Genomic DNA, 19,301 nt, shown 5'->3' on the forward strand with positions numbered 1-19,301 from the left:
GGCTGCTTTTCCTTTTTCGACTATGTCACCGTTTACGCACTACATAGCGCCAAATTCAACAAAATTTACATCGGCTACTCATCCGATATGCAGAATCGACTAGATGCCCACAATATCTATCAAACCAAGGGCTATACTTTCCGGTATCGTCCATGGGTTGTAGTTTATACAGAATCCTATCCAACAAAAAAAGAGGCGATGATCAGGGAGAGGCAACTTAAGTCGGCGAAAGGAAGAGAGTTCATTTGGAACTTAATCAACTCCAGGCAAGATGGCCTACCCGGCCGGAATAAAGCACAGGACTCCTTCCGCCAGTAGTCGGACAAATGATCCGCCGGTTGGCGGACGGCCAGTGAATCCTGCTCCCCGCTACAGTAAGAAAGCAGCTCAAAAGGCTACTTTTCCTTTTTTCTATGACTACTGTTTTCGCCCCGCCCTTGTCATGCCCACAGGGTACGAAATTTATTTGACATCTGTTGGGACTTGAGCATATTCTCTGAATATCATTAGGGTTTAATTACATATTTTTACTGACGTCATTATTTATTCAAACACATCCAAATGAAGGACTCACCTACTAAAACTACTGTTCAGCAGCTTCTAAGTATTCCCGTGATGGTGGCTGCACTGGGATACCTTGTCGATATGTACGATCTATTCTTGTTTAGCATCGTTAGGGTGCCAAGTTTAAAGTCGCTTGGTCTTACAGATGAACAGGTGTTAAGCGATGGAATTCTACTGCTGAACCTGCAGATGGTGGGGATGCTCATTGGGGGGATGTTTTGGGGTGTGCTTGGCGACAAAAAAGGAAGGTTGTCTGTTCTGTTCGGGTCCATTTTAATCTATTCGATTGCCAATATTGGGAATGGGCTGGTAACCACTATTGAGCAGTATGCCGTGTTAAGGTTTATTGCAGGTTTCGGTCTTGCCGGCGAATTGGGAGTGGGAATTACTTTGGTCGTAGAAATCCTCCCTAAGAATATTCGGGGTTATGGAACGACATTAGTAGCTACTATGGGCGTTTTTGGTGCCTTGCTTGCCTTTTTGATTGTCCAGTTTTTTGAGTGGCGAGTTTCCTATTTTATCGGAGGTGGACTTGGGCTGTTGCTCATGGCATTAAGATTAAAAGTTTTTGAATCTGGTATCTTCCTGCAATTAAAACAGCAAAACGTCAGGCGGGGAGACGTACGTATGCTGTTCAATAATAAAGCGAGATTCTTAAAATATATGACCAGCATTGTTGTCGGCATGCCTATATGGTTTGTGGTCGGCATCCTGATTACCTTCTCCCCTGAAATTGGCAAAGCGATGCATCTCGACCAACCTATAGATGCGGGACGGGCAGTGCTTTTTGCATTTGCGGCACAGGTGGCGGGCAATCTGGCAAGTGGTTTTCTCAGTCAATACTTACAAAACAGGAGACAGGTGATTTTTTCATTCATGATGGGCTCATTTTTACTGGTATTGATCCTTCTATTGGCACCTTTCTCAAGCACAACCCTGTTCTACCTGTTATGTGGTTGTCTGGGCTTTTTCAGTGGTTATTGGACGCTTTTCATCACCGTGGCAGCCGAGCTGTTTGGCTCCAACCTGCGTGCAACCGTGGCTACCACCGCCCCTAACTTTGTGAGGGGAACGATCATTCCACTCACGTCCATTTTCCTGGTAATGAAAGGTTATATCGGAACCATTAACAGTGCCCTGATTACCGGAGTCCTCACGTATTTAGCAGGCATGATAGCACTTTACTATCTCGAAGAAACCTTTAAGAAAGACATGAGCTTTGTCGAAGAAGCCTGATATGAGTAAAAGTGATTTCATATTGCGGCCGCTGAAATTGATCGACATCAGTGCAGCAATGACCTTATCAACTGCTGAAGGCTGGAACCAAACAGAAAACGATTGGGCCTTGCTAATTAAAGGGAGCGAAGGCGCTTGTGTGCTGGCGGAGCATGATTCAAAAGTTATTGGCACCACCACGGCTATCAACTATTCACATCAGTTGGCATGGATTGGTATGGTGCTGGTCGATAAAGCGTACCGAGGCCAGGGGGTAAGCAAAGCCTTGCTCGATCATGTTTTCAAGAATACAAGCGAGATATCGATCAAACTGGATGCTACTCCCGCCGGGCAGCAGGTGTATCAACAGTTTGGCTTTAAAGACGAGTACCTAATCGATAGAATGGTGCATGTATTGTTGACGAATTCTGCGTCATTCGACAACAGCGGCATAGAAACAGAGCCAGTGAAGCCCGAGAACATCAAAGAGATTGTTGCTTTTGATGCCGCTGTTTTCGGCACAAAAAGAGAGCACCTCATTACCTCACTTGTAAAGGAATATCCAGATAAGGCATGGATTGTAAGGCATAAAAATCGGGTGACGGGGTTTGTACTGGGAAGGGGTGGCAGCAAATATCATCATGTGGGGCCGGTGTCTGCCTCAACTATGGAGGTTGCTCAGGCGCTTTTGGCAAAATCCCTCGAGGGGCTGGTCCAAAAACCCGTGGTGGTAGATGTGTTGCAAGACAAGCAAGCTTTGATTGCTTCGTTAAAATCGATGGGATTCACCAAACAAAGGCACTTTGTGAGAATGTACAAAGGCGAAAATCACTTTCCGGGAATTGCGGAGCATTCTTACTGCATCTGCGGCCCTGAATTCGGCTAGAACCAGTCTTTGTTTGAAAATCGCCACATGAATCAAGCAGATCGTTGGTATAAAGAACCCTCAGAACTAAAGGGAAGCATTTTGTAAGAATATGTGGTATATTATACATTTATGTGGCGGACAAAAAGTGTCATTGCAGAGGGTTAGCCATGGATTATCTTTTTTATTCGATTTATTCATTTATTGCAAAAATTGAGAGGGGATATCCTTCCCAGACTAGTAGTCGACGGGCAATGTCTACAATAAGCATAATAGCCGGGTTAATGCTGCTAGACATTGTATCGATTTTTCAAATCAGTTTAAATAATGCAACATTCATAACAGCATGGCTGATCCTAGTAGCGGTTTTTTATTTTCTTTTCTACTTTAAAAAAAGGTACTTGTCAATTGTTGAAAAATTCTCCCAAAGAAAGAATAGCACTTTATTAGGCGGAAGCCTCGTGCTTGCTTTTGTGATAATATCAATTGCCCATTTCATTCTAAGAAACCCTGGCTAATTTAACGAGACAGAAACCTCACTTTTTAATAGCAAAGAAAAATCCAATCTTAGCCAAATTTCTCTACCAAGAACCTCCTCACAAATTCATCATCAGTCAAATGCCTGTAGCTTTCGCAGATTCGATCAATCTCTTCCGTCTGCCCGCCCGAAAGCACTTCCTCTGCATTTAAACAAAACCCTGCCTGTAAAAGGCCCTGTCTGCGCAGCACTTCATGAATGCCAGGAATACATCCCTTGAAAGCGTTCCCGGCATCAAAAATAACGGCATTCATATCGGTTACCTCCACCCCTTTTGCCAGGAGTTTTTCTGCGCCAACATAATCATTAGAAATACATGTTTTTACTTCCTTGAAAAGCTCAACCGCCTGCTTTGTCCAAACGGCCCAATGCCCCAACAGCCCACCAACAAATGATTTTTCCACTTGCTCTCCATTGACCAGGAATTGGTAAGGTGTGAGTAAGTCGGCAACGATGTTGTCGTCATTGCCCGTGTAGAGTGCGATTTCGTTTCTTCTGCAGGAGTGACACACCGCCCTGACCACGTCCAGCGTCTGGTACCGGTTGAAGGCGGCGACTTTGATGGCTTGCACATTGGGGATTTCGGCGAAGTCTTTCCAAAAATCATAACTCAAGTAGCGACCTCCCACGGCATGTTGGAGATAAAAACCGAAAACCGGAATTATTTCAGCGACCGCCTCTGTGCGCTTGATGAGTTCGGCTTCGGTGTAATTGTTCAACCCACCATTGCTGAGCAAACCAAGATGGTATCCGTACTTTCGTGCTAATTCAGCTTCTTTTAGCGCTTGCTCCACCGGCCCGCAAATACCCGCTACTTTTATAAAAGGACGTGTCAATTGCGCCATTGCAATTTCATCAGCAGCCATTTTGAGTACCGGCTCCAACAAATTGATTTCTGGTTTACGGATTTCGAACTGCGTGGTGTGAACGCCTACTGCCACCCCTCCTGCTCCACTGGCCATATAATAACGGGTGAGCTGTCGCTGCCTGGCTTCATCCAGGTGAAGTGCCGATGTGAGCGCCAGAGGATGGGCCGGAATAACCGTCCCCTCGTTTAACAACTTTGCCACAGAGGAATCGAGTTGTATATGTTTAGGCATGGGCTTAGAATTTTCCTTTTCTTTCTGAAAAGTGAGTGGGCTTATTTAAAATTTCACCCCCCTCAATGTACCATTCAAGGATAGCCTCCATCATTTGTTTCAAGCTCACTTTGGGGTAGCCAAAAAGACGAAAGGACTCGGCTGCATTCGATAATAATGAGGTGGATTGCTCTTCGTTGATAAACTGAGGCGCTACGCCCAGTATTTTCCCAAATTCCTCAGCCAGCCATCGGACTGAGACAATTTCGGGTCCGGTGACATTCAATATTTTTGCCGGCGTGGCACAATGGTGAAGCGCTCGTAAAGCTATTTCGTTGGCATCGCCCTGCCAAATCACGGTTACCGTGCCCATGGCCAGGTCAATCGGTTTGCTCTCCTTCACGGATTTGGCTATTTCCAGCAACACGCCATACGAGACGTCGTTGGCATAGTTCAGCCGGTAGATTAAAATGGGCGTGTTGTTTTTGGCAGCGAAGTATTGGAAAATGCGTTCACGGCCGAGGCATGACTGGCCATACTCGCCAATGGGTTCTGGTGGAAGCGATTCGGTAGCCCCGCCACTTACTACGGGAACGAACGGATACACATTTCCTGTGGAGAAAACGACAATGCGGGATTTTTTGAACTTCTCTGCTACTCTTCCGGGTAGGTAGGTATTCATGGCCCAGGTAAAAGATTCATTCCCTGTGGTACCAAACTTTGTTCCAGCCAGGTAAAGGACATTAGGCACCTCGGGAAGCGCCTGTAGCTGGTTTTCGTCCAGCAAATCAGCTGTAATTGTTTCAATACCATTTTGATGCAGTCTGGCCTGAAGACCTGGTTCAGAAAAACGGGAGACGCCAATAATCCGCTTTTTTAATCCTGCCTGATCCACCGCCTGCTTTGCTAATAGTGCAAGCGCCGGCCCCATTTTCCCGCCCGCACCTAAGATAATAATGTCGCCCGTCAGTGCTGAGATTTCAGAAATAAGTGCTTCTGAAGGCTTCAATAGGTGCTGGTATCGTTTTTCCAGATCGTTCATATTCTGTTGGCTTCCGTATTTCTAATTTTTCCCAAAAGGCAGTTGGTGATCATACCTTTACATTAATTGCTGTCATTCCTGGCGAATCCGCCCTTTCCTAAGCGCTTGAGTATATTTTCTGACCATTGATAAGCATCTGGAACATCACCGACAAATTCCGTTTTTGCAGGCCAGATCAGTGCAGGTATCTGATTGACATCGGTTGCCTGAAGGCAATTGAGCATTTCTATCGCTGGCCCTTTTCCTTCGGGGTCGCTCACTACATCCTGTGTGGCAGGTGGGTTTTTCAAAATGACAGTTTCACATTTCCCATCCAGCAAGGCCGCATATAATGACACCACGGTCATCTCCTCTCTGGCGGCAATGCCAATTTTTGTTGGGTCGATGCCAGGAAGTGTCCGACAGAATTGAAGACTCCGCAAAACATCATACACCTGCATGGAGGCAATCGTTCTTCCTGTCCAGGCCGAGGCACGTCTGATGTGCCATTGAAGCCCGGGATCCCACCCTGTTTCTCCAACACCTCTCGGCTCAAAATAGGCTATGTTCCAGTCTTTTGACAATTTGGAAGCGAAGCTTTCAGAATCCCACCGATCCTCATCATAATTGCGTAGCACAATCATTAAAGGCTTAACCGTGCTTGAGTCGCCTCTCCAGCGGACGTCTATTTTTAAGCGCCATCCCTCCTCTGAAACAAAGCTGAATATCCTGTTTCCGGCGTTTTCATTAAACATACTTTGTATTTCGAGTTGCGAATCAAATGCAGCCTCTTTTGCTGGAAAATGGCCAAATGTTTTTTCACGCAAAAATCTTTTTACTGAATCACGATGAGAAGAAAGCTCTTCTTCGGTAGTGATTTCCTGAGCTTTGGCTAGTGGGATAAAAGAATCTTGTATCGTGCGTGTCCGGTCTCCCTCCGGCGGGCCATCGACGTACACTTTCAGCTCTTCAAAAGAAAGCTGATTTTCAGGGTTCTCATCAATATCTCCCACCTGATTCGGAGTAATTTTCTTTCCCATAAGTTTATCAAGGAAAAAAGAGAAAATCTCTTGACGAGATACTTGATGGTAAGAGTGGCCACCGGGTGTTTCAACAAGAGATATGTTGTCGGGCTTCCCGTACATCTCATACATTTTCTGGGCTTCAGATTCAAGCTCACGCACCGATTCAATCTTATACATCTCATCCTGGTTGGCCTGGGCGATGAGCAATGGCCGTGGGGCAATCAAAGCGCCTATGTCGGCAAAATCACGACCATAGAGGTTATTAGGCATCATGCAATCGCAGTGTCCGTCAACGGTTCTGTTGAATACATGATCCTTTAATGTGGCTCCCCCACAAACAGGAGCAACGGCCTTTATGCGAGGATCGGCAGCAGCAATGTACCACGACTGAGAGCCACCGCCTGAAATGCCAGTCACCCCGATTTTATCTGCATCCACCTCCGGCCTTTCCGAAAGAAGGTCAATGGCCCGAATAGCATTCCAAAGTTCCACTCCGGCAGGATTATATCCCCGGCTGTACCAATTAAACCACCCTTTTGAATAGGGCCCCCAATGATGCCCTGGCACCTCACCAAACTGAATGGTTTCGGTGATCAGGCATACAAAGCCCAGCTGCGCAAATTTTATGGGGTGGGCCTGGTAGTGCGCCTTTTGGGTTGGAGAGTGCCCACATACATAAAGGATGGCAGGTCGGGGCTCTTTGATGCTATCAGGAATGTACAGGTTTGCCCTTACGTATAAGCCAGGCAGCGGCTCAAAATACAGCTTTTCAATTCGGTAGCCCTCTTTCTGGATGGTACCCGTCACCTTTACGTTCAATGCCGATTTTTCTCCATTCAGGGGCAGGTGATCAATGCCCATCATTTCTATAAACTCCACGTAGCGCTGGCGCCTTATTTTCTCCCAATCACCTAGCGAGTGGATATCCGAATGGAAATTGTCGGTAATATCAGCCGATACTTTGTTCAGGTAGCTCCGAATATTATTCTCGACCGACGGGCGTGCAATCTCGCTGTCGACTCGGGAAGTTGAACGATCAGAACATGATGAAATAAAGAGGCTGCTACATAGACAAAGGATGCTGATAACATTAAAAGCCACATACCTGATTCTAGTTTGATGATCCATTGAAAAGAGGTAAAGTTGTTTTGAGTTGCAGGCCTGCATTCATTTGGTCGCAACAGCATCAATAAAATTAGCAATTATTACCATTACCATTCTTTCGGATCGATGGGATTTAAATATTAATACTCGATCTGAGCACTGAAAATGGAGAAAGAGCGAGCTGAACTTCACTTTGCGATTGACACCAGCATTTATCTTAACTGAGTCTCTTCAAGTTATTTGCTGATTTTTATCATTTCCTACTGGAGACGGATGGCCTTTCTTTGCGTGTAAATCAAGTAAAACATGCAGCAGCAGTCATCCCTTCTTTCCAAATACAATATACCAGGACCTCGCTATACCAGTTACCCCACCGTGCCCTACTGGGAGTCGGACGATTTCACCTGCAAACAATGGACTCGAAGCTTCCAGCAAGCATTTGCTGAAACAACTGATGAAGAGGGAATTAGCCTGTACATTCACCTACCCTACTGCGAAAGCCTGTGCACATTTTGCGGGTGCAACAAACGGATTACCAAGAACCATGGAGTGGAGACACCGTACATCAGCACTTTGCTGAAGGAATGGGACTTTTACGTGGCACGGCTTCCAAAAAAACCAGTGATTAAAGAGATACACCTGGGAGGCGGAACACCCACTTTTTTTTCTCCTGTCAGCCTGCAGTGGCTGATTATCGGGATACTTTCAAAGGCCCATAAGCACCCCAAAGCATCTTTCAGCTTTGAGGGGCACCCTAACAACACCTCATATGAGCATTTGAAAACACTCAGGGAACTGGGTTTTAACAGGGTAAGCTATGGTATTCAGGATTTTGATCCGGTAGTGCAGGAGGCCATCCATCGCCATCAGACGTTTGACAAAGTGAAGGAGGTGACAGAGTGGTCAAGGGAATTGGGCTATACATCTATCAACTACGATCTGGTTTACGGCTTGCCTTTCCAAACATCAAACTCCATCATTGATACGATTGAGAAAGTAAAAGAATTGAAGCCGGATCGCATAGCATTTTATAGTTATGCCCATGTGCCATGGATCAAGGGGAATGGGCAAAGGAAGTTCTCGGAAGCTGATTTACCAAAGGATGACGAAAAACGAGCTTTGTATGAACTTGGAAGAGACATGTTGCTGGACATCGATTTGGTGGAGATAGGCATGGATCATTTCGCCACCAAACAGGATGAGCTTTATGAATCATCAATTAACGGACAGCTTCACCGTAATTTCATGGGCTATACCGCCTCCTCCACCAAACTACTGATTGGCCTGGGAGTTTCTTCCATTAGCGACTCGTGGTATGGCTTTGCGCAGAACCACAAAGACATTGAGACCTATCAAGAGTCGGTCGAAAGTGGCTTTTTGCCCGTTTTCAGAGGGCATATGCTCAATCAGGAAGACCTCATCATCAGGCAGCACATTCTCGATCTTATGTGCAGGTTCTCCACAACGCTACGTGAGACACAAATGTCGTACCGCTCCATACTGGAAAGGCTGGCTGAGCCGATGCAGGACGAGCTAATCGAGTTGAGAGGAGACGATGTCCGCATCACTGAAAAAGGACGTGCGTTTATCCGAAACATTTGCATGGCGTTCGATAAACGACTTTGGCGAAAACAGCCCGAAACACAACTTTTTTCATCCACTATTTGATGGTATGAGTGGTTTGGCGGCTAAAAGGTTTGTGCTTTACTTTGAACAAAGCCTTTTACCCAATGAAAAAACCTACCTACCTATTATTCGCTTTGGCACTCACGTTGGCCGCTTGCCAACCCCGGGCAAAAAAGCAAACGCTGGACGACCTGAAGCAAAGCATTGCAGCAGCTTTTGAAGCCAACACCGGCGACTATGCCATTGCCTTCAAGGATCTCAGCAATCCTGACAATCAACTTTACATCAACGAAAAGGAGACTTTTCATGCCGCCAGTACCATGAAAACGCCGGTAATGATTGAGCTATTTAAGCAAGCCCGTGCCGGTAAGTTCAGTCTTTCCGACTCCATTCTGGTTGTCAATGATTTTAAAAGTATTGTCGACTCATCGGCCTATACCATGGATATAGGCGAAGATAGTGGCGAAGGACTTTACAGCTTTGTTGGCCAAAAGCTTACCATTTATGATCTGACCTATGAAATGATCACTGTGAGTAGCAATCTGGCCACCAATATCCTTATAGAATTGGTAGGTGCGCCGAACGTAATGACAACCATGAAAGCATTCGGAGCTAACGACATCCAGGTGCTGCGTGGCGTGGAAGACCAAAAGGCCTATGAGCTGGGCATGAACAACACGACAACAGCTAAAGACCTGGCCATTGTGATGGAAATGATTGCAACAGACAAGGCCGGTGCCCCGGAAGACTGCTCAGCAATGATTAAAATTCTGAAAGACCAGCAGTTCAATGACATCATCCCAGCCTATTTGCCAGATTCAGTTTCTGTGGCGCATAAAACAGGCTCCATTGCCAAATTGCATCACGATTCTGGCATTGTTTATCTACCCGATGGACGGAAATATGTGCTGGTACTGCTGTCTAAGAACCTGAATACCATGGAAGAAGGTACTGAGGTGCTGGCAAGGGTGTCGGAGAAGGTATACAGCTATTTGAATCAATAGTCGGCAACAGCTTTAGTTTCAAAAAGACTGCAACCGAATCGCTCGGGCAAAAGCAATCTGTCTCCAGGTTAACATATTTACCGCCCTCCTTTGAGACATTTGTCTACCAGTGTTGCCGGGTATCTACCTATTTTGCTTGCTGAAATTAATTTGACATATATTGATGAAACAACACCTACTTGAAAAGGCATCGTTGAAGCTTCTGCCTTTCGTCTTTATCACCCTCATCGGATTTTCTTGCAGCGAATCACGTGACAGCTCGCTTTTGGTTGTCTACGAAAAAAATCATGCGTTGACAGCATCAATTAGCCAACTGATGGCCGATGCCACTACAAAGGGCATAAAAACCGATAGTGTGTCCATCACAAGCGACCGCCCTGGCGACAATCTTTGGAAGAACAAGGGCGTGCTTTTACTGGCCAATACAAATCACCTTACTCTACAGTGGCAAACCGATATTGAACGCTATGTGCAAACCGGTGGAGCACTCCTCGCCCCCAGCGACACAGTTAACCAATATCAATGGCCCTGGTTATTTGCGGCAGGAGGAACCGGGTCAAAAAACTATGATGGTGGCAAAGTTACCTTTTTCACAGCAAGCGACTTGACTAGTGAAATGATCGCTTCCTCGTTAGCGGACAACGCTATCAATAAAAAAAGTGTAAGGAGCCTGCCAGCACCTGACGTGAGTCGGTTTACAAAAATCATTCTCGACGCTGAGGTCAACGAACCCATGGAGTTGGATATACTGCCTGATGGCAAGCTGCTATTTATCGAGAGAGAAGGCAACCTGAAAATGTTTGACCCCGAATCGAACGAAACAAAGATACTTCACACCTTCAAAGTAAACACAGAAGGTAACTACGAAGACGGCATGCTTGGCCTGGCAGTAGACCCGAACTATGATCAAAACAACTGGATTTACATCTACTACTCTCCACTGGGTGGTGCCTCCCGGCAAAACCTGTCCAGGTTCACACTGCTGGCCGACAGCCTGATAGTGGGCAGTGAAAAAATTGTGCTTGAGGTAGGCGTGCAACGGGAAACCTGCTGCCATTCAGGTGGTGGTATTGTGTTTGGGCCTAACGGCCATCTTTACCTCAGCACCGGTGACAACACCAGCTCGAAGGAATCGAGCGGCTACTCCCCTCTTGACGAACGCCCTGGCCGTGGGCCTTTCGATTCACAGAAGGGCTCTTCCAATACGCATGATCTTCGTGGTAAAATTCTAAGGATCAAACCTACAGCGGACGGCTCCTACACCATTCCCGATGGCAATCTATTTCCGAAGGACGGTTCGCAGGGACGACCCGAGATTTACGTGATGGGTTGCAGAAACCCATTTCGGTTCACGGTGGACATGAAAACCGGCTACGTGTATTGGGGCGATGTGGGGCCCGACTCTGGCAGAGACAGCGAAAAAGGTCCTCAGAGCTACGACGAATGGAACCAGGCAAAAACACCTGGCTTTTATGGCTGGCCTTACTTCGAAGCGAACAACATTGCTTTCCCTATGGTTGATTTCGCCACGGATGAAATTGGCCCCAAGCAGGATCCTGCCCACCCTATTAATGAATCGCCCAATAATACCGGCTCAAGAGAATTGCCTCCTGCAAGGCCTGCCATGATTTGGTATCCTTACGGCCAGTCGGACATTTGGCCTATGCTGGGCACTGGCTCCAGAAGTGCGATGTCTGGCCCCATGTACTACAAGCCAGCTGGCGCTTCCAAAGCTGGGTTTCCTGAGTACTACAATGGCAAGCTCTTCATTTATGAGTGGGCACGTAGCTGGATCAAGGTGGTGTCGTTTGACGAGGACTGGAACCCGACGCAAATTGAGTCTTTTCTGCCTGACGAAACATTCGTGAAGCCGATCGACATGGAGTTCGATAAAAATGGCGTGATGTACCTGCTGGAGTACGGATCCAACTACTTTGCCAATAATGTGGACGCAAGGTTGGTAAGGATTGAGTACGCCGAAGGCAACAGAGCGCCTGTGCCAGCAATAGCGTCGGACAAAACGAGAGGCGCTGTGCCCCTCGCCGTCAACTTTTCAGCCCAGGGCTCTTTTGACTACGACAAAGACGATGCTTTGGTATTTAGCTGGACAACCAAAGACGGCAAGAAGTATGAGGGCCGTGAAGTGAGCATTACTTTTGATCAGCCCGGTGAACAAGAAGTGGAGCTTACTGTTACCGACTCCAAAGGCGAAACTGCATCAGCCTTTGCCAAGATCATAGCCGGTAATGAGCCTTCCAATATCGTATTTGACTACAGCGGTAACCAATCCTTCTATTTTGGTAAGGAAACCAATTCTTACAAAGTAATCGTCACCGACAAAGAAGACGGCAGCACAGAGGACGGCAGTATCACCAGCGAGGCAGTAAGCGTCAACTTCAGCTACCTCGAAGGCGGCTATGACCAGGCCAACCTGGGTGAGGATTTCTTCAAAAATCCGGCTATCAATATGAAAGGAAAAAACATGATCGCCAACAGCGATTGTTTGTCGTGCCACTCCGTCGATCAGAAGTCGATTGGTCCGGCCTATATCGAAATTGCGAAAAGATACGCCGATGATCCATCATCACGAGACATGCTGGCAGGCAAAATCATTGAAGGCGGCAATGGCAACTGGGGCCACAGCCTGATGGCAGCCCACCCACAACTTACACTCGACGAAACAAGGGTAATGGTGGATTATATCCTGTCGCTGGTGAAGGAAAGCCCAACGACAAGTTTGCCTTTGGCGGGCAGTGTTACGCTGAATAAACAGACCGCTGAAAACCAAGGCGCTTATGTTGTCGGCATTCGGTATACCGACAAAGGAAACGGCACCATTCCCGCCATCGAGTCGTCAAAGATAATTATGATCAAGACGCCCGTACTTGAGGCTGAAAACTACAATTTCTTCAACGACGTGCAACAGCAGCGGCCCAACGGTGGTGACTTTGCCTTCCTGAGCAATATCAATGATGGGTCATATATTGGCTACAAAAACATTGACTTGAAGGGAATCAGCAAAATTTCCGTGACCTTGATGGCAGTGAAAGGCGGAACGATCAATATTGTTTCAGGTAGCCCCACAGGCAAGGTAATAGGCAGTGTGGATGTACCTGCGTTTGAAGGTTCGTGGAGAGACCGCAAGTGGACAAATGCTGACATCACTATTGATAAAGCGGATCAGATTGGCGATTTGTATTTTGTTGTCTCTCACCCAGACAAGGAAACTAATCTGATGAGTCTGGATAAAATCAGCTTTTTTAAATAAATAGCAAGTAAGTCATCGTCGAATAGGAAAGCACCTGTCTTAATGAGATGGGTGCTTTTTTGTTTCTAACAAATGATATTGACCTGGTGAAATAGCCATAAGGAATACCTTACCCAACAGAATGAATATACCTCTAACACGAGAAATGTTCAATTCCAAAACGGTTCAGCTATTCCATGTGGCCATTGAAAAACAATTATATACACATGAAATAAGGCTTTTCATTTATGCACCACCCAAATTCAGAAAACCGATTAAGGGCCCAATTAAATTTGACTTTACTGCTACTGTCACCGCCCGGCAGCATCTGGTTCTGAGAGCGAAGAGCTCAAATCCACATCCACAGGGGCTGTCCCTACTCTTCCCACAGCGGGCAGTTCAAGCGCCAAATCAAACACATCAAGCTCCATGCTTAAACCCAGTACATTCACCTCCAATCCTTCCTGAAAACCTGCTGTCAGACCCAGTAAGCCATATACGGAAGCCTGCATACCTGTTCCACTTGCCGACCACCCAAACGTTTCTTTCCATGGCCGCCAGTCCTTTCCAATGGCTGTAGATGGAAGGTCGAGACCAAGTCCGGGTACTTCAAGACCAAGCCATGCGATAAACGTATTGCTATTAGGCCCTGGCCAAACTGTATAAGTATCAGCGTATGGGTATCTCTCAATAGCCTCTTCCACCTGGCCGATGAGCATTTCTGCTTCGCTTCCCCTTTTATCCAGCAGCAATGTGGGTTCATTGCCATACCAGCTTTTGTCGGGAATGCCAGCCTCTGTAAACAGAGCCGTTCCATTTCTGTTTAGCGCCCAACCAATGATCTGGCTGACCTGATAGTGATCCGCACCGTGCCATTTTGTCGCAATCCAGGAGTGTACAGCAAGTATTTTTTTGGCGCCCCAGGTGCGAGCGGCATACACCTGGATCACCGCACCTTCATACTGCTCGGGTTTAGGAGCCAAACCATAGCTGTAAGCCGAGCCACCAATATCAGAGGCAGCGAGGGGCTCCCGCCTAATCTTAAAAGGTTCGATCAGGTAGATACCATAAACATAGCATAGCCCAAATACCAACCAGGCCACTTTCGATAAGCGGAATTTTTTCTTTGGCTTGACATTGAGTTGACGATCCATAGGTTTCAATATAGTCTGCTTACGGTTAAACGAACAAAAAGTGACATTAGGCTAAATCTAACCTATTTACTAAGGGAGATTTATCGTCAAAGTGCCCTTTCAGATTGGGACTGGCCTAATATTTGGTGAATGATGGTATATTGTTGGCTAGTATGGCTCCAATAAATATCAAATCATGAAAAAAGTTCTCTTCATCTCTTTCATGTTGCTAACAACGTGCTCGTTTGCCCAACCGGCTTTTTTCTATTTAAAAAACACAAATGTAGACACAGTAAGAATTCTATCTCACAACACTTACAAAATTCAGACTGATAGGGGAGATTATAAATACGGTGACCTGACGATGATGGTCTTTCCGACAAAGGATGATCAGCGGTCAAAAGATTATTCTGAATATGCCAACAGAGGGATCATTGTGAGGTTCATTAATCCGAATGCCGATCCTAGTTCAGTTACTTTCAGGAAGCCAGAGGGACAGTCCCAAGTAGTCAGTAGGGAAAAGCTGGCTTCATCAGATTTATTGAGCAAAGACGATCTGATTGTTTACCATCTGACAAGGTTTAACAATACACGCTTGACTGGAAAGTTTCTTCAAACGGCTGGAATCGTTTTGAGTCTTGGCTCAGCATTGGTTTATGCAAAACATGGGTCAGACTCGAATATCGCCAGTTCCATGGTTATTGCAGGTGGGTTGTTTTCCATTGTTGGCTTCGGAATAGACATCTCTGCCAGCAAACACCTGAACAGACTTACGCTGGAATACTCATTCGGCAAAAGATAGCCAATGGACTCCAGGCACTCCTCGCACAAATGAGTCATCCGTCCAGTTTGCAGCCAAGTTGAAGGCTTTGTTATGAACATAAAAAAGCAGCCCTCGTATCCGAAAGCTGCTTTGTGTATTCAATATGCTAAGCCTTATTTTTTTATCCCTTTTCCAGTAGCGGCCCAATAAATACCACCATATAAGTGATCAAGGAAGGTTTGATCAGAGTAAATAGCGCCAATATGGCCCAGGCCTGTGTAGAAAGCCCTGCCTCCATCGTAGTTGTGGTACCAGGCAATTGGATGGAAATCGCCCATGCCCTTTCTTGCTGTGCCACCCCAATTGGTTGACGCATCATAGCTTTTTTCATCAACAGTGAGCAGAAACTTCAGGTCATCAGATTTAAATGGCTTTTGGTACTCATACCATTCATCAGTCCATAGTAATCTTTTGGGAAAGCGCTCCATTCCCGGAAAATTACTATCTACCACATCCAAATAGGCAGTTTGCTGCTGGGGGTGAACCTGAAACATCATCCCGACCATTTTGGTGTACCATTCCCATTCGTATTCGGTGTCGGCTGCGGCATGAATGCCTACCCAGCCCTTACCGGATTTGATGTACTTTTCGAAGGCCGCCTGCTGCTCATCATTAAGGATGTCGCTGGTAGTGCTGAGGAAGATCACGACATCGTAGTTGGCCAGCTGCTTGTCGTTAAAAACAGAAGCATTTTCCTGCCAGTCGACACTGAAATTGTGGCGAGCTGCCAGGGCACGGACGCCATCTACTCCTTCGTGAATAGACACATGATGGAAACCGGCTGTTTTGGTAAAAAGGAGTACCTTGAATTGCTGAGCCTGCGAAACAGACACAATGCAAATGGCAAAAAGCAATGAAAGTATGTTTTTCAACATGGTTTTTAGGGGTTTTAGGTCTTCGTAAATAATTGATAGTAAGTAAACATGCGAGTATATCACGCCTGCACATTTCAGGCTATGAAAAGTGCTCAGGCTCCTGCTCAAACAAAGCTTAAGTATCGACTGTAATTACGCCAGAAACTATGAATTTACCTACAATGGTGTGCAGCAGACACCCATGAAAGGGATGAATGGCCTCCCTCCTGCTACAGCTCCCTGAGAAACCTGCCATTTTGAAGTATTGCTGCTAAATTCCCGTCATTTGTTGCAGCCTATCTATCATTTTATTCACTAAATTCACAAGAAAGTCTCATTTTGAAGAAGGCGATCATCATCTGCTGTCTATGGATCACTGGTGCCTTTTGCTCCTTTGCACAGAGCTCCAGGGTAGACAGCCTTGTTCAAATTGTGAAGCTTCACCCGAATGACACTATTGGTTCGAATGCCTTGCTTGGGCTAGTCAGCGAATTTTTAAGAGTTGATTTTGACAAAGCCAAACTATATGCCTTTCAAGCAATTTCTCTTACTGACTCCCTTCACCATCTTAGTGGCATAAGTGCCTCCTATCTGTACCTGGTAGCCCTCTATCAGAATTCTGGCCGCCAGGACAGCGCCCGGCACTACCTGGGTCAACTGCAAATGCTGGCAGAAGCCAACCCCTCGAACTGGAAACTGACAGCTAACTATAATCAATCGGCAGGACTGTACTACAAAAATCAGGGTGACGTTAAGAAGGCCCTTCCTTACCTTCTGGAGAATCTCAAATTTGCGAAGCTAAATAGTGAAGGTACAGCTGGTCTTTATCTTAATATTGGAAATGCCTATTTCAATCTCTCCGACTACCGCAACGCCATGCATTATCATTTGGAGGGCCTGGTCACCTTTGAGAAAGTCAACAGTTTAAGAGGGCAATCATTTTGTTTGCAAAGTCTGGGCAACGATCTCTTTCATCTCGGTCAGTTCGAGCTATCAAAAAAATACTACCAGCAAGCGATGAAACTAAAGGAGCAGCTCAACGATAAACGGGGGCTGATCACTACCTGGTCTGGCGCTGGCGACGTGTACAAAGAGCTGATGCAGTATGGGCTTTCTGAAAAATACTATCTGCAGGCAATATCCGCTTCCAGAGAAATGAAGCTGCCAAGCGAAGAAATGAGGGCACTCTACCAAATAGGGTTGCTTTATAAAAGAATGAAAAAATTTGACATAGCTCGTCAAAATATTGATCAGAGCCTCGTTCTGGCGATGCACATGGGCGACAGTACAGGAAGCGCCAAAGCCAGGTCGGAGTTGGTAGGAATTACTCTGGTTGAACAGTCTCAAAAGGACGACGAAAACACCCTAGTTGCTAGCTTAAAAACGGTGACCGAGGCCGGCGACAGAAACGGGGAAATGGTGGAATATGGCCGGTTAAGTGAGTACTATGCTTTGAACGGGCAGTACAAAAAAGCATTTGAATACGTTAAAAAGTATGACCAGCTCAAAGATGAGATTGAAGGCGTGGAAGTATTGCTTGAGCTGAGAGAACTCGAAGGGCAATACCAAACCGAAAAAAAGGAGCGGGAAATTGAGCTTTTGAAAAAAGATCAGGAGCTCCAGGCGCTGGCGCTGGATCGGGAACGTGCCAATGTGATCATTATAGCAGTTGTACTGGCATCTGTAGTGCTGACCGGCTTTTTGCTTGTCAATAGGTACAGGGTGGTAGCCCTGGCAAAAAGAACTATAGAAATGGAAAGGATGCGCAATGCCATTGCCAGAGACCTTCACGATGACATTGGTTCAACGCTATCCAGCATCAATATTATGAGCCAACTTGCCCTCAAAGAAAATAACGGGCACGCCGGGCAATACTTTCAAAGTATCCATGAGCACTCGTCCAAGATCATGGAGAGCATGTCGGACATTGTTTGGTCTATCAACCCCAACAATGACTCACTGGAGCAGGTTCTGGTGAAAATGAAGGAGTTCGCTGCCGAAATACTCGAGCCAAAAGGGATCGCTTTTTTATTTCAGGGGATTGATGAAGTAAAAAACATAGAGCTGGCTTCTGAAAAGAGAAAAAATGTGTTTCTCATCTTCAAGGAAGCCATTAACAACGCCGCCAAGTACAGTAACGCTTCAGAAATTGTCATTCAGGTGGCAGGACAAAATGGGAATATTATTTTCTCCATTAGCGACAATGGCAAAGGCTTTGACCCTGAGAAGGTGAAGCCTGGAAACGGGCTGAAGAACATGGAAGTTCGGGCAAAGAATTTGTTCGGCGAACTTAGCCGCACCAGTGCCGTTGGAAGTGGCACGCAAATCAGTTTTGAATTCCCTATCACATGATCAGGGTATTGTTTCAATTTCGATATTAACCGACATTTATCATTTACTAATAATCGCCCGCAGTCATTATGCCCTTATCTGTGCTGCTATATGAAGATGACGAGCTCCTTCGCAGCAGCCTGCAAAGCATGATCGGTCTGAATGAGAATTTTCGCTGTGTAGGTGCTTATGGGAACGTATTGCAGGCAGTGGAGCAGATAGAACGGCATCGGCCCGATTTAGTTTTTATGGACATCGATATGCCAGATATGACAGGCATTGAGGCGTTGAAAAAAGTACGGAGTTCGAACCCGGATTTACCGATCATTATGCTGACAGTGTTTGACGATAACATCCACGTACTGGACGCCATTTCTGCGGGTGCATCGGGTTATTTATTGAAAAAACACATTTCAACCCGTCTGTTCGAGGCAGTGGAAGAGGTGTTGGACGGGGGCGCTCCCATGTCGCCCAGCATTGCACGAATGGTGATTGACTCGATGAGGCAAAAGCCAGCTGAAAACAATTACAAGCTCACTTCACGGGAAAAAGAGATTCTTACGTCCCTTAGCCAGGGCAACAGCTACAAGATGATTGCCGCTGAGTTCGACATCAGCCTTGATACCGTTCGAACCCACATCAAAAGAATCTACGAAAAACTTCAGGTGCATTCCCAAACCGAAGCTGTGAGTAAGGCTATCAATGAGGGGCTGGTCTAGGCTTATTATTACCTGTTGTCCCCTGTTAGAACTGCCTGCTCAATTTTCTGCAAACTACCTTCACAATCCCGTCACATCATCATGCGATTTACTTCCTTCTCTGTTTTGGTGAGTTTTGATTGAAGTTAGTTCTCTGGTTATCAGAGGACTAAT

The 19,301-nt window shown here is 46.1% G+C and carries 13 protein-coding genes and 1 pseudogene; 9 read left to right on the forward strand and 5 right to left on the reverse strand.

Annotated elements, in window-relative coordinates; translation table 11 throughout:
* Nucleotides 1-39: 39 nt before the first annotated feature.
* The 3 genes and pseudogenes from ACMVP2_RS27775 to ACMVP2_RS27785 all read left to right on the forward strand — a co-directional run.
* Nucleotides 40-318: pseudogene (locus tag ACMVP2_RS27775) on the forward strand (GIY-YIG nuclease family protein); the annotation flags it as partial.
* Nucleotides 319-561: 243 nt separating this feature from the next.
* A complete protein-coding gene (locus ACMVP2_RS27780; RefSeq protein WP_416866031.1) occupies nt 562-1,800 on the forward strand; it encodes an MFS transporter in 1,239 nt (412 codons plus the stop codon).
* Between the two features lies 1 nt (nt 1,801).
* Complete coding sequence (locus ACMVP2_RS27785) at nt 1,802-2,665, forward strand: GNAT family N-acetyltransferase (protein ID WP_416866032.1); 864 nt, start codon at nt 1,802-1,804, stop codon at nt 2,663-2,665.
* A gap of 546 nt (nt 2,666-3,211) precedes the next feature.
* On the opposite strand, the gene ACMVP2_RS27790 is transcribed toward ACMVP2_RS27785, so the two are convergent.
* From ACMVP2_RS27790 to ACMVP2_RS27800, 3 genes are all read right to left on the reverse strand, one after another.
* Nucleotides 3,212-4,282, reverse strand: coding sequence for a dihydrodipicolinate synthase family protein (locus ACMVP2_RS27790; RefSeq protein WP_416866033.1), 1,071 nt, complete (start codon nt 4,280-4,282; stop codon nt 3,212-3,214).
* 4 nt (nt 4,283-4,286) lie between these two features.
* The gene (locus ACMVP2_RS27795; protein ID WP_416866034.1) at nt 4,287-5,303 is read right to left on the reverse strand and encodes an NAD-dependent epimerase/dehydratase family protein; all 1,017 of its coding nucleotides are present in this window, start codon (nt 5,301-5,303) and stop codon (nt 4,287-4,289) included.
* Between the two features lie 62 nt (nt 5,304-5,365).
* Nucleotides 5,366-7,435 (reverse strand): alpha/beta hydrolase, encoded by a 2,070-nt coding sequence (locus ACMVP2_RS27800; RefSeq protein WP_416866035.1) that lies wholly within the window; start codon nt 7,433-7,435, stop codon nt 5,366-5,368.
* A 282-nt stretch (nt 7,436-7,717) separates the two neighbouring features.
* On the opposite strand from ACMVP2_RS27800, the gene hemN reads away from it, so the two are divergent.
* The 3 genes from hemN (at nt 7,718) to ACMVP2_RS27815 (ending at nt 13,309) form a co-directional block, all read left to right on the forward strand.
* Nucleotides 7,718-9,079, forward strand: a complete 1,362-nt coding sequence (gene hemN, locus ACMVP2_RS27805; protein WP_416866036.1) for an oxygen-independent coproporphyrinogen III oxidase — start codon at nt 7,718-7,720, stop codon at nt 9,077-9,079.
* A gap of 62 nt (nt 9,080-9,141) precedes the next feature.
* Nucleotides 9,142-10,041: a serine hydrolase gene (locus ACMVP2_RS27810; RefSeq protein ID WP_416866037.1), complete on the forward strand. Its 900-nt coding sequence runs from the start codon at nt 9,142-9,144 to the stop codon at nt 10,039-10,041.
* Nucleotides 10,042-10,204: 163 nt separating this feature from the next.
* Nucleotides 10,205-13,309, forward strand: a complete 3,105-nt coding sequence (locus ACMVP2_RS27815) for a PQQ-dependent sugar dehydrogenase (RefSeq protein ID WP_416866038.1) — start codon at nt 10,205-10,207, stop codon at nt 13,307-13,309.
* 290 nt (nt 13,310-13,599) lie between these two features.
* Here the strand turns inward: ACMVP2_RS27815 and ACMVP2_RS27820 are convergent, their stop codons facing one another.
* Nucleotides 13,600-14,442, reverse strand: coding sequence for a DUF3750 domain-containing protein (locus ACMVP2_RS27820; protein ID WP_416866039.1), 843 nt, complete (start codon nt 14,440-14,442; stop codon nt 13,600-13,602).
* Between the two features lie 175 nt (nt 14,443-14,617).
* Between ACMVP2_RS27820 and ACMVP2_RS27825 the strand changes: the two genes are divergently transcribed.
* Nucleotides 14,618-15,223, forward strand: a complete 606-nt coding sequence (locus ACMVP2_RS27825) for a hypothetical protein (RefSeq protein WP_416866040.1) — start codon at nt 14,618-14,620, stop codon at nt 15,221-15,223.
* A gap of 134 nt (nt 15,224-15,357) precedes the next feature.
* Here ACMVP2_RS27825 and ACMVP2_RS27830 read toward each other — a convergent pair whose 3' ends face one another.
* Entirely contained in the window at nt 15,358-16,119 is a 762-nt protein-coding gene (locus ACMVP2_RS27830) for a ThuA domain-containing protein (RefSeq protein WP_339793767.1), read from the reverse strand.
* 318 nt (nt 16,120-16,437) lie between these two features.
* On the opposite strand from ACMVP2_RS27830, the gene ACMVP2_RS27835 reads away from it, so the two are divergent.
* Nucleotides 16,438-18,450 (forward strand): tetratricopeptide repeat protein, encoded by a 2,013-nt coding sequence (locus tag ACMVP2_RS27835; protein ID WP_416866041.1) that lies wholly within the window; start codon nt 16,438-16,440, stop codon nt 18,448-18,450.
* Between the two features lie 68 nt (nt 18,451-18,518).
* Nucleotides 18,519-19,148: a response regulator gene (locus tag ACMVP2_RS27840; RefSeq protein ID WP_416866042.1), complete on the forward strand. Its 630-nt coding sequence runs from the start codon at nt 18,519-18,521 to the stop codon at nt 19,146-19,148.
* The last annotated feature ends 153 nt before the right edge of the window (nt 19,149-19,301 follow it).

The organism is Imperialibacter sp. (genome assembly GCF_048007035.1).
In the GTDB taxonomy this organism is placed as follows: Bacteria; Bacteroidota; Bacteroidia; order Cytophagales; family Cyclobacteriaceae; genus Imperialibacter.

Coding starts and splice junctions, on each gene's coding strand:
- ACMVP2_RS27795 (WP_416866034.1), bottom strand. CDS start 5,303: ATGAACGATCTGGAAAAACGATACCAGCACCTATTGAAGCCTTCAGAA.
- ACMVP2_RS27830 (WP_339793767.1), bottom strand. CDS start 16,119: ATGTTGAAAAACATACTTTCATTGCTTTTTGCCATTTGCATTGTGTCT.
- ACMVP2_RS27825 (WP_416866040.1), top strand. CDS start 14,618: ATGAAAAAAGTTCTCTTCATCTCTTTCATGTTGCTAACAACGTGCTCG.
- hemN (WP_416866036.1), top strand. CDS start 7,718: ATGCAGCAGCAGTCATCCCTTCTTTCCAAATACAATATACCAGGACCT.
- ACMVP2_RS27800 (WP_416866035.1), bottom strand. CDS start 7,435: ATGGATCATCAAACTAGAATCAGGTATGTGGCTTTTAATGTTATCAGC.
- ACMVP2_RS27840 (WP_416866042.1), top strand. CDS start 18,519: ATGCCCTTATCTGTGCTGCTATATGAAGATGACGAGCTCCTTCGCAGC.
- ACMVP2_RS27790 (WP_416866033.1), bottom strand. CDS start 4,282: ATGCCTAAACATATACAACTCGATTCCTCTGTGGCAAAGTTGTTAAAC.
- ACMVP2_RS27810 (WP_416866037.1), top strand. CDS start 9,142: ATGAAAAAACCTACCTACCTATTATTCGCTTTGGCACTCACGTTGGCC.
- ACMVP2_RS27820 (WP_416866039.1), bottom strand. CDS start 14,442: ATGGATCGTCAACTCAATGTCAAGCCAAAGAAAAAATTCCGCTTATCG.
- ACMVP2_RS27815 (WP_416866038.1), top strand. CDS start 10,205: ATGAAACAACACCTACTTGAAAAGGCATCGTTGAAGCTTCTGCCTTTC.
- ACMVP2_RS27780 (WP_416866031.1), top strand. CDS start 562: ATGAAGGACTCACCTACTAAAACTACTGTTCAGCAGCTTCTAAGTATT.
- ACMVP2_RS27785 (WP_416866032.1), top strand. CDS start 1,802: ATGAGTAAAAGTGATTTCATATTGCGGCCGCTGAAATTGATCGACATC.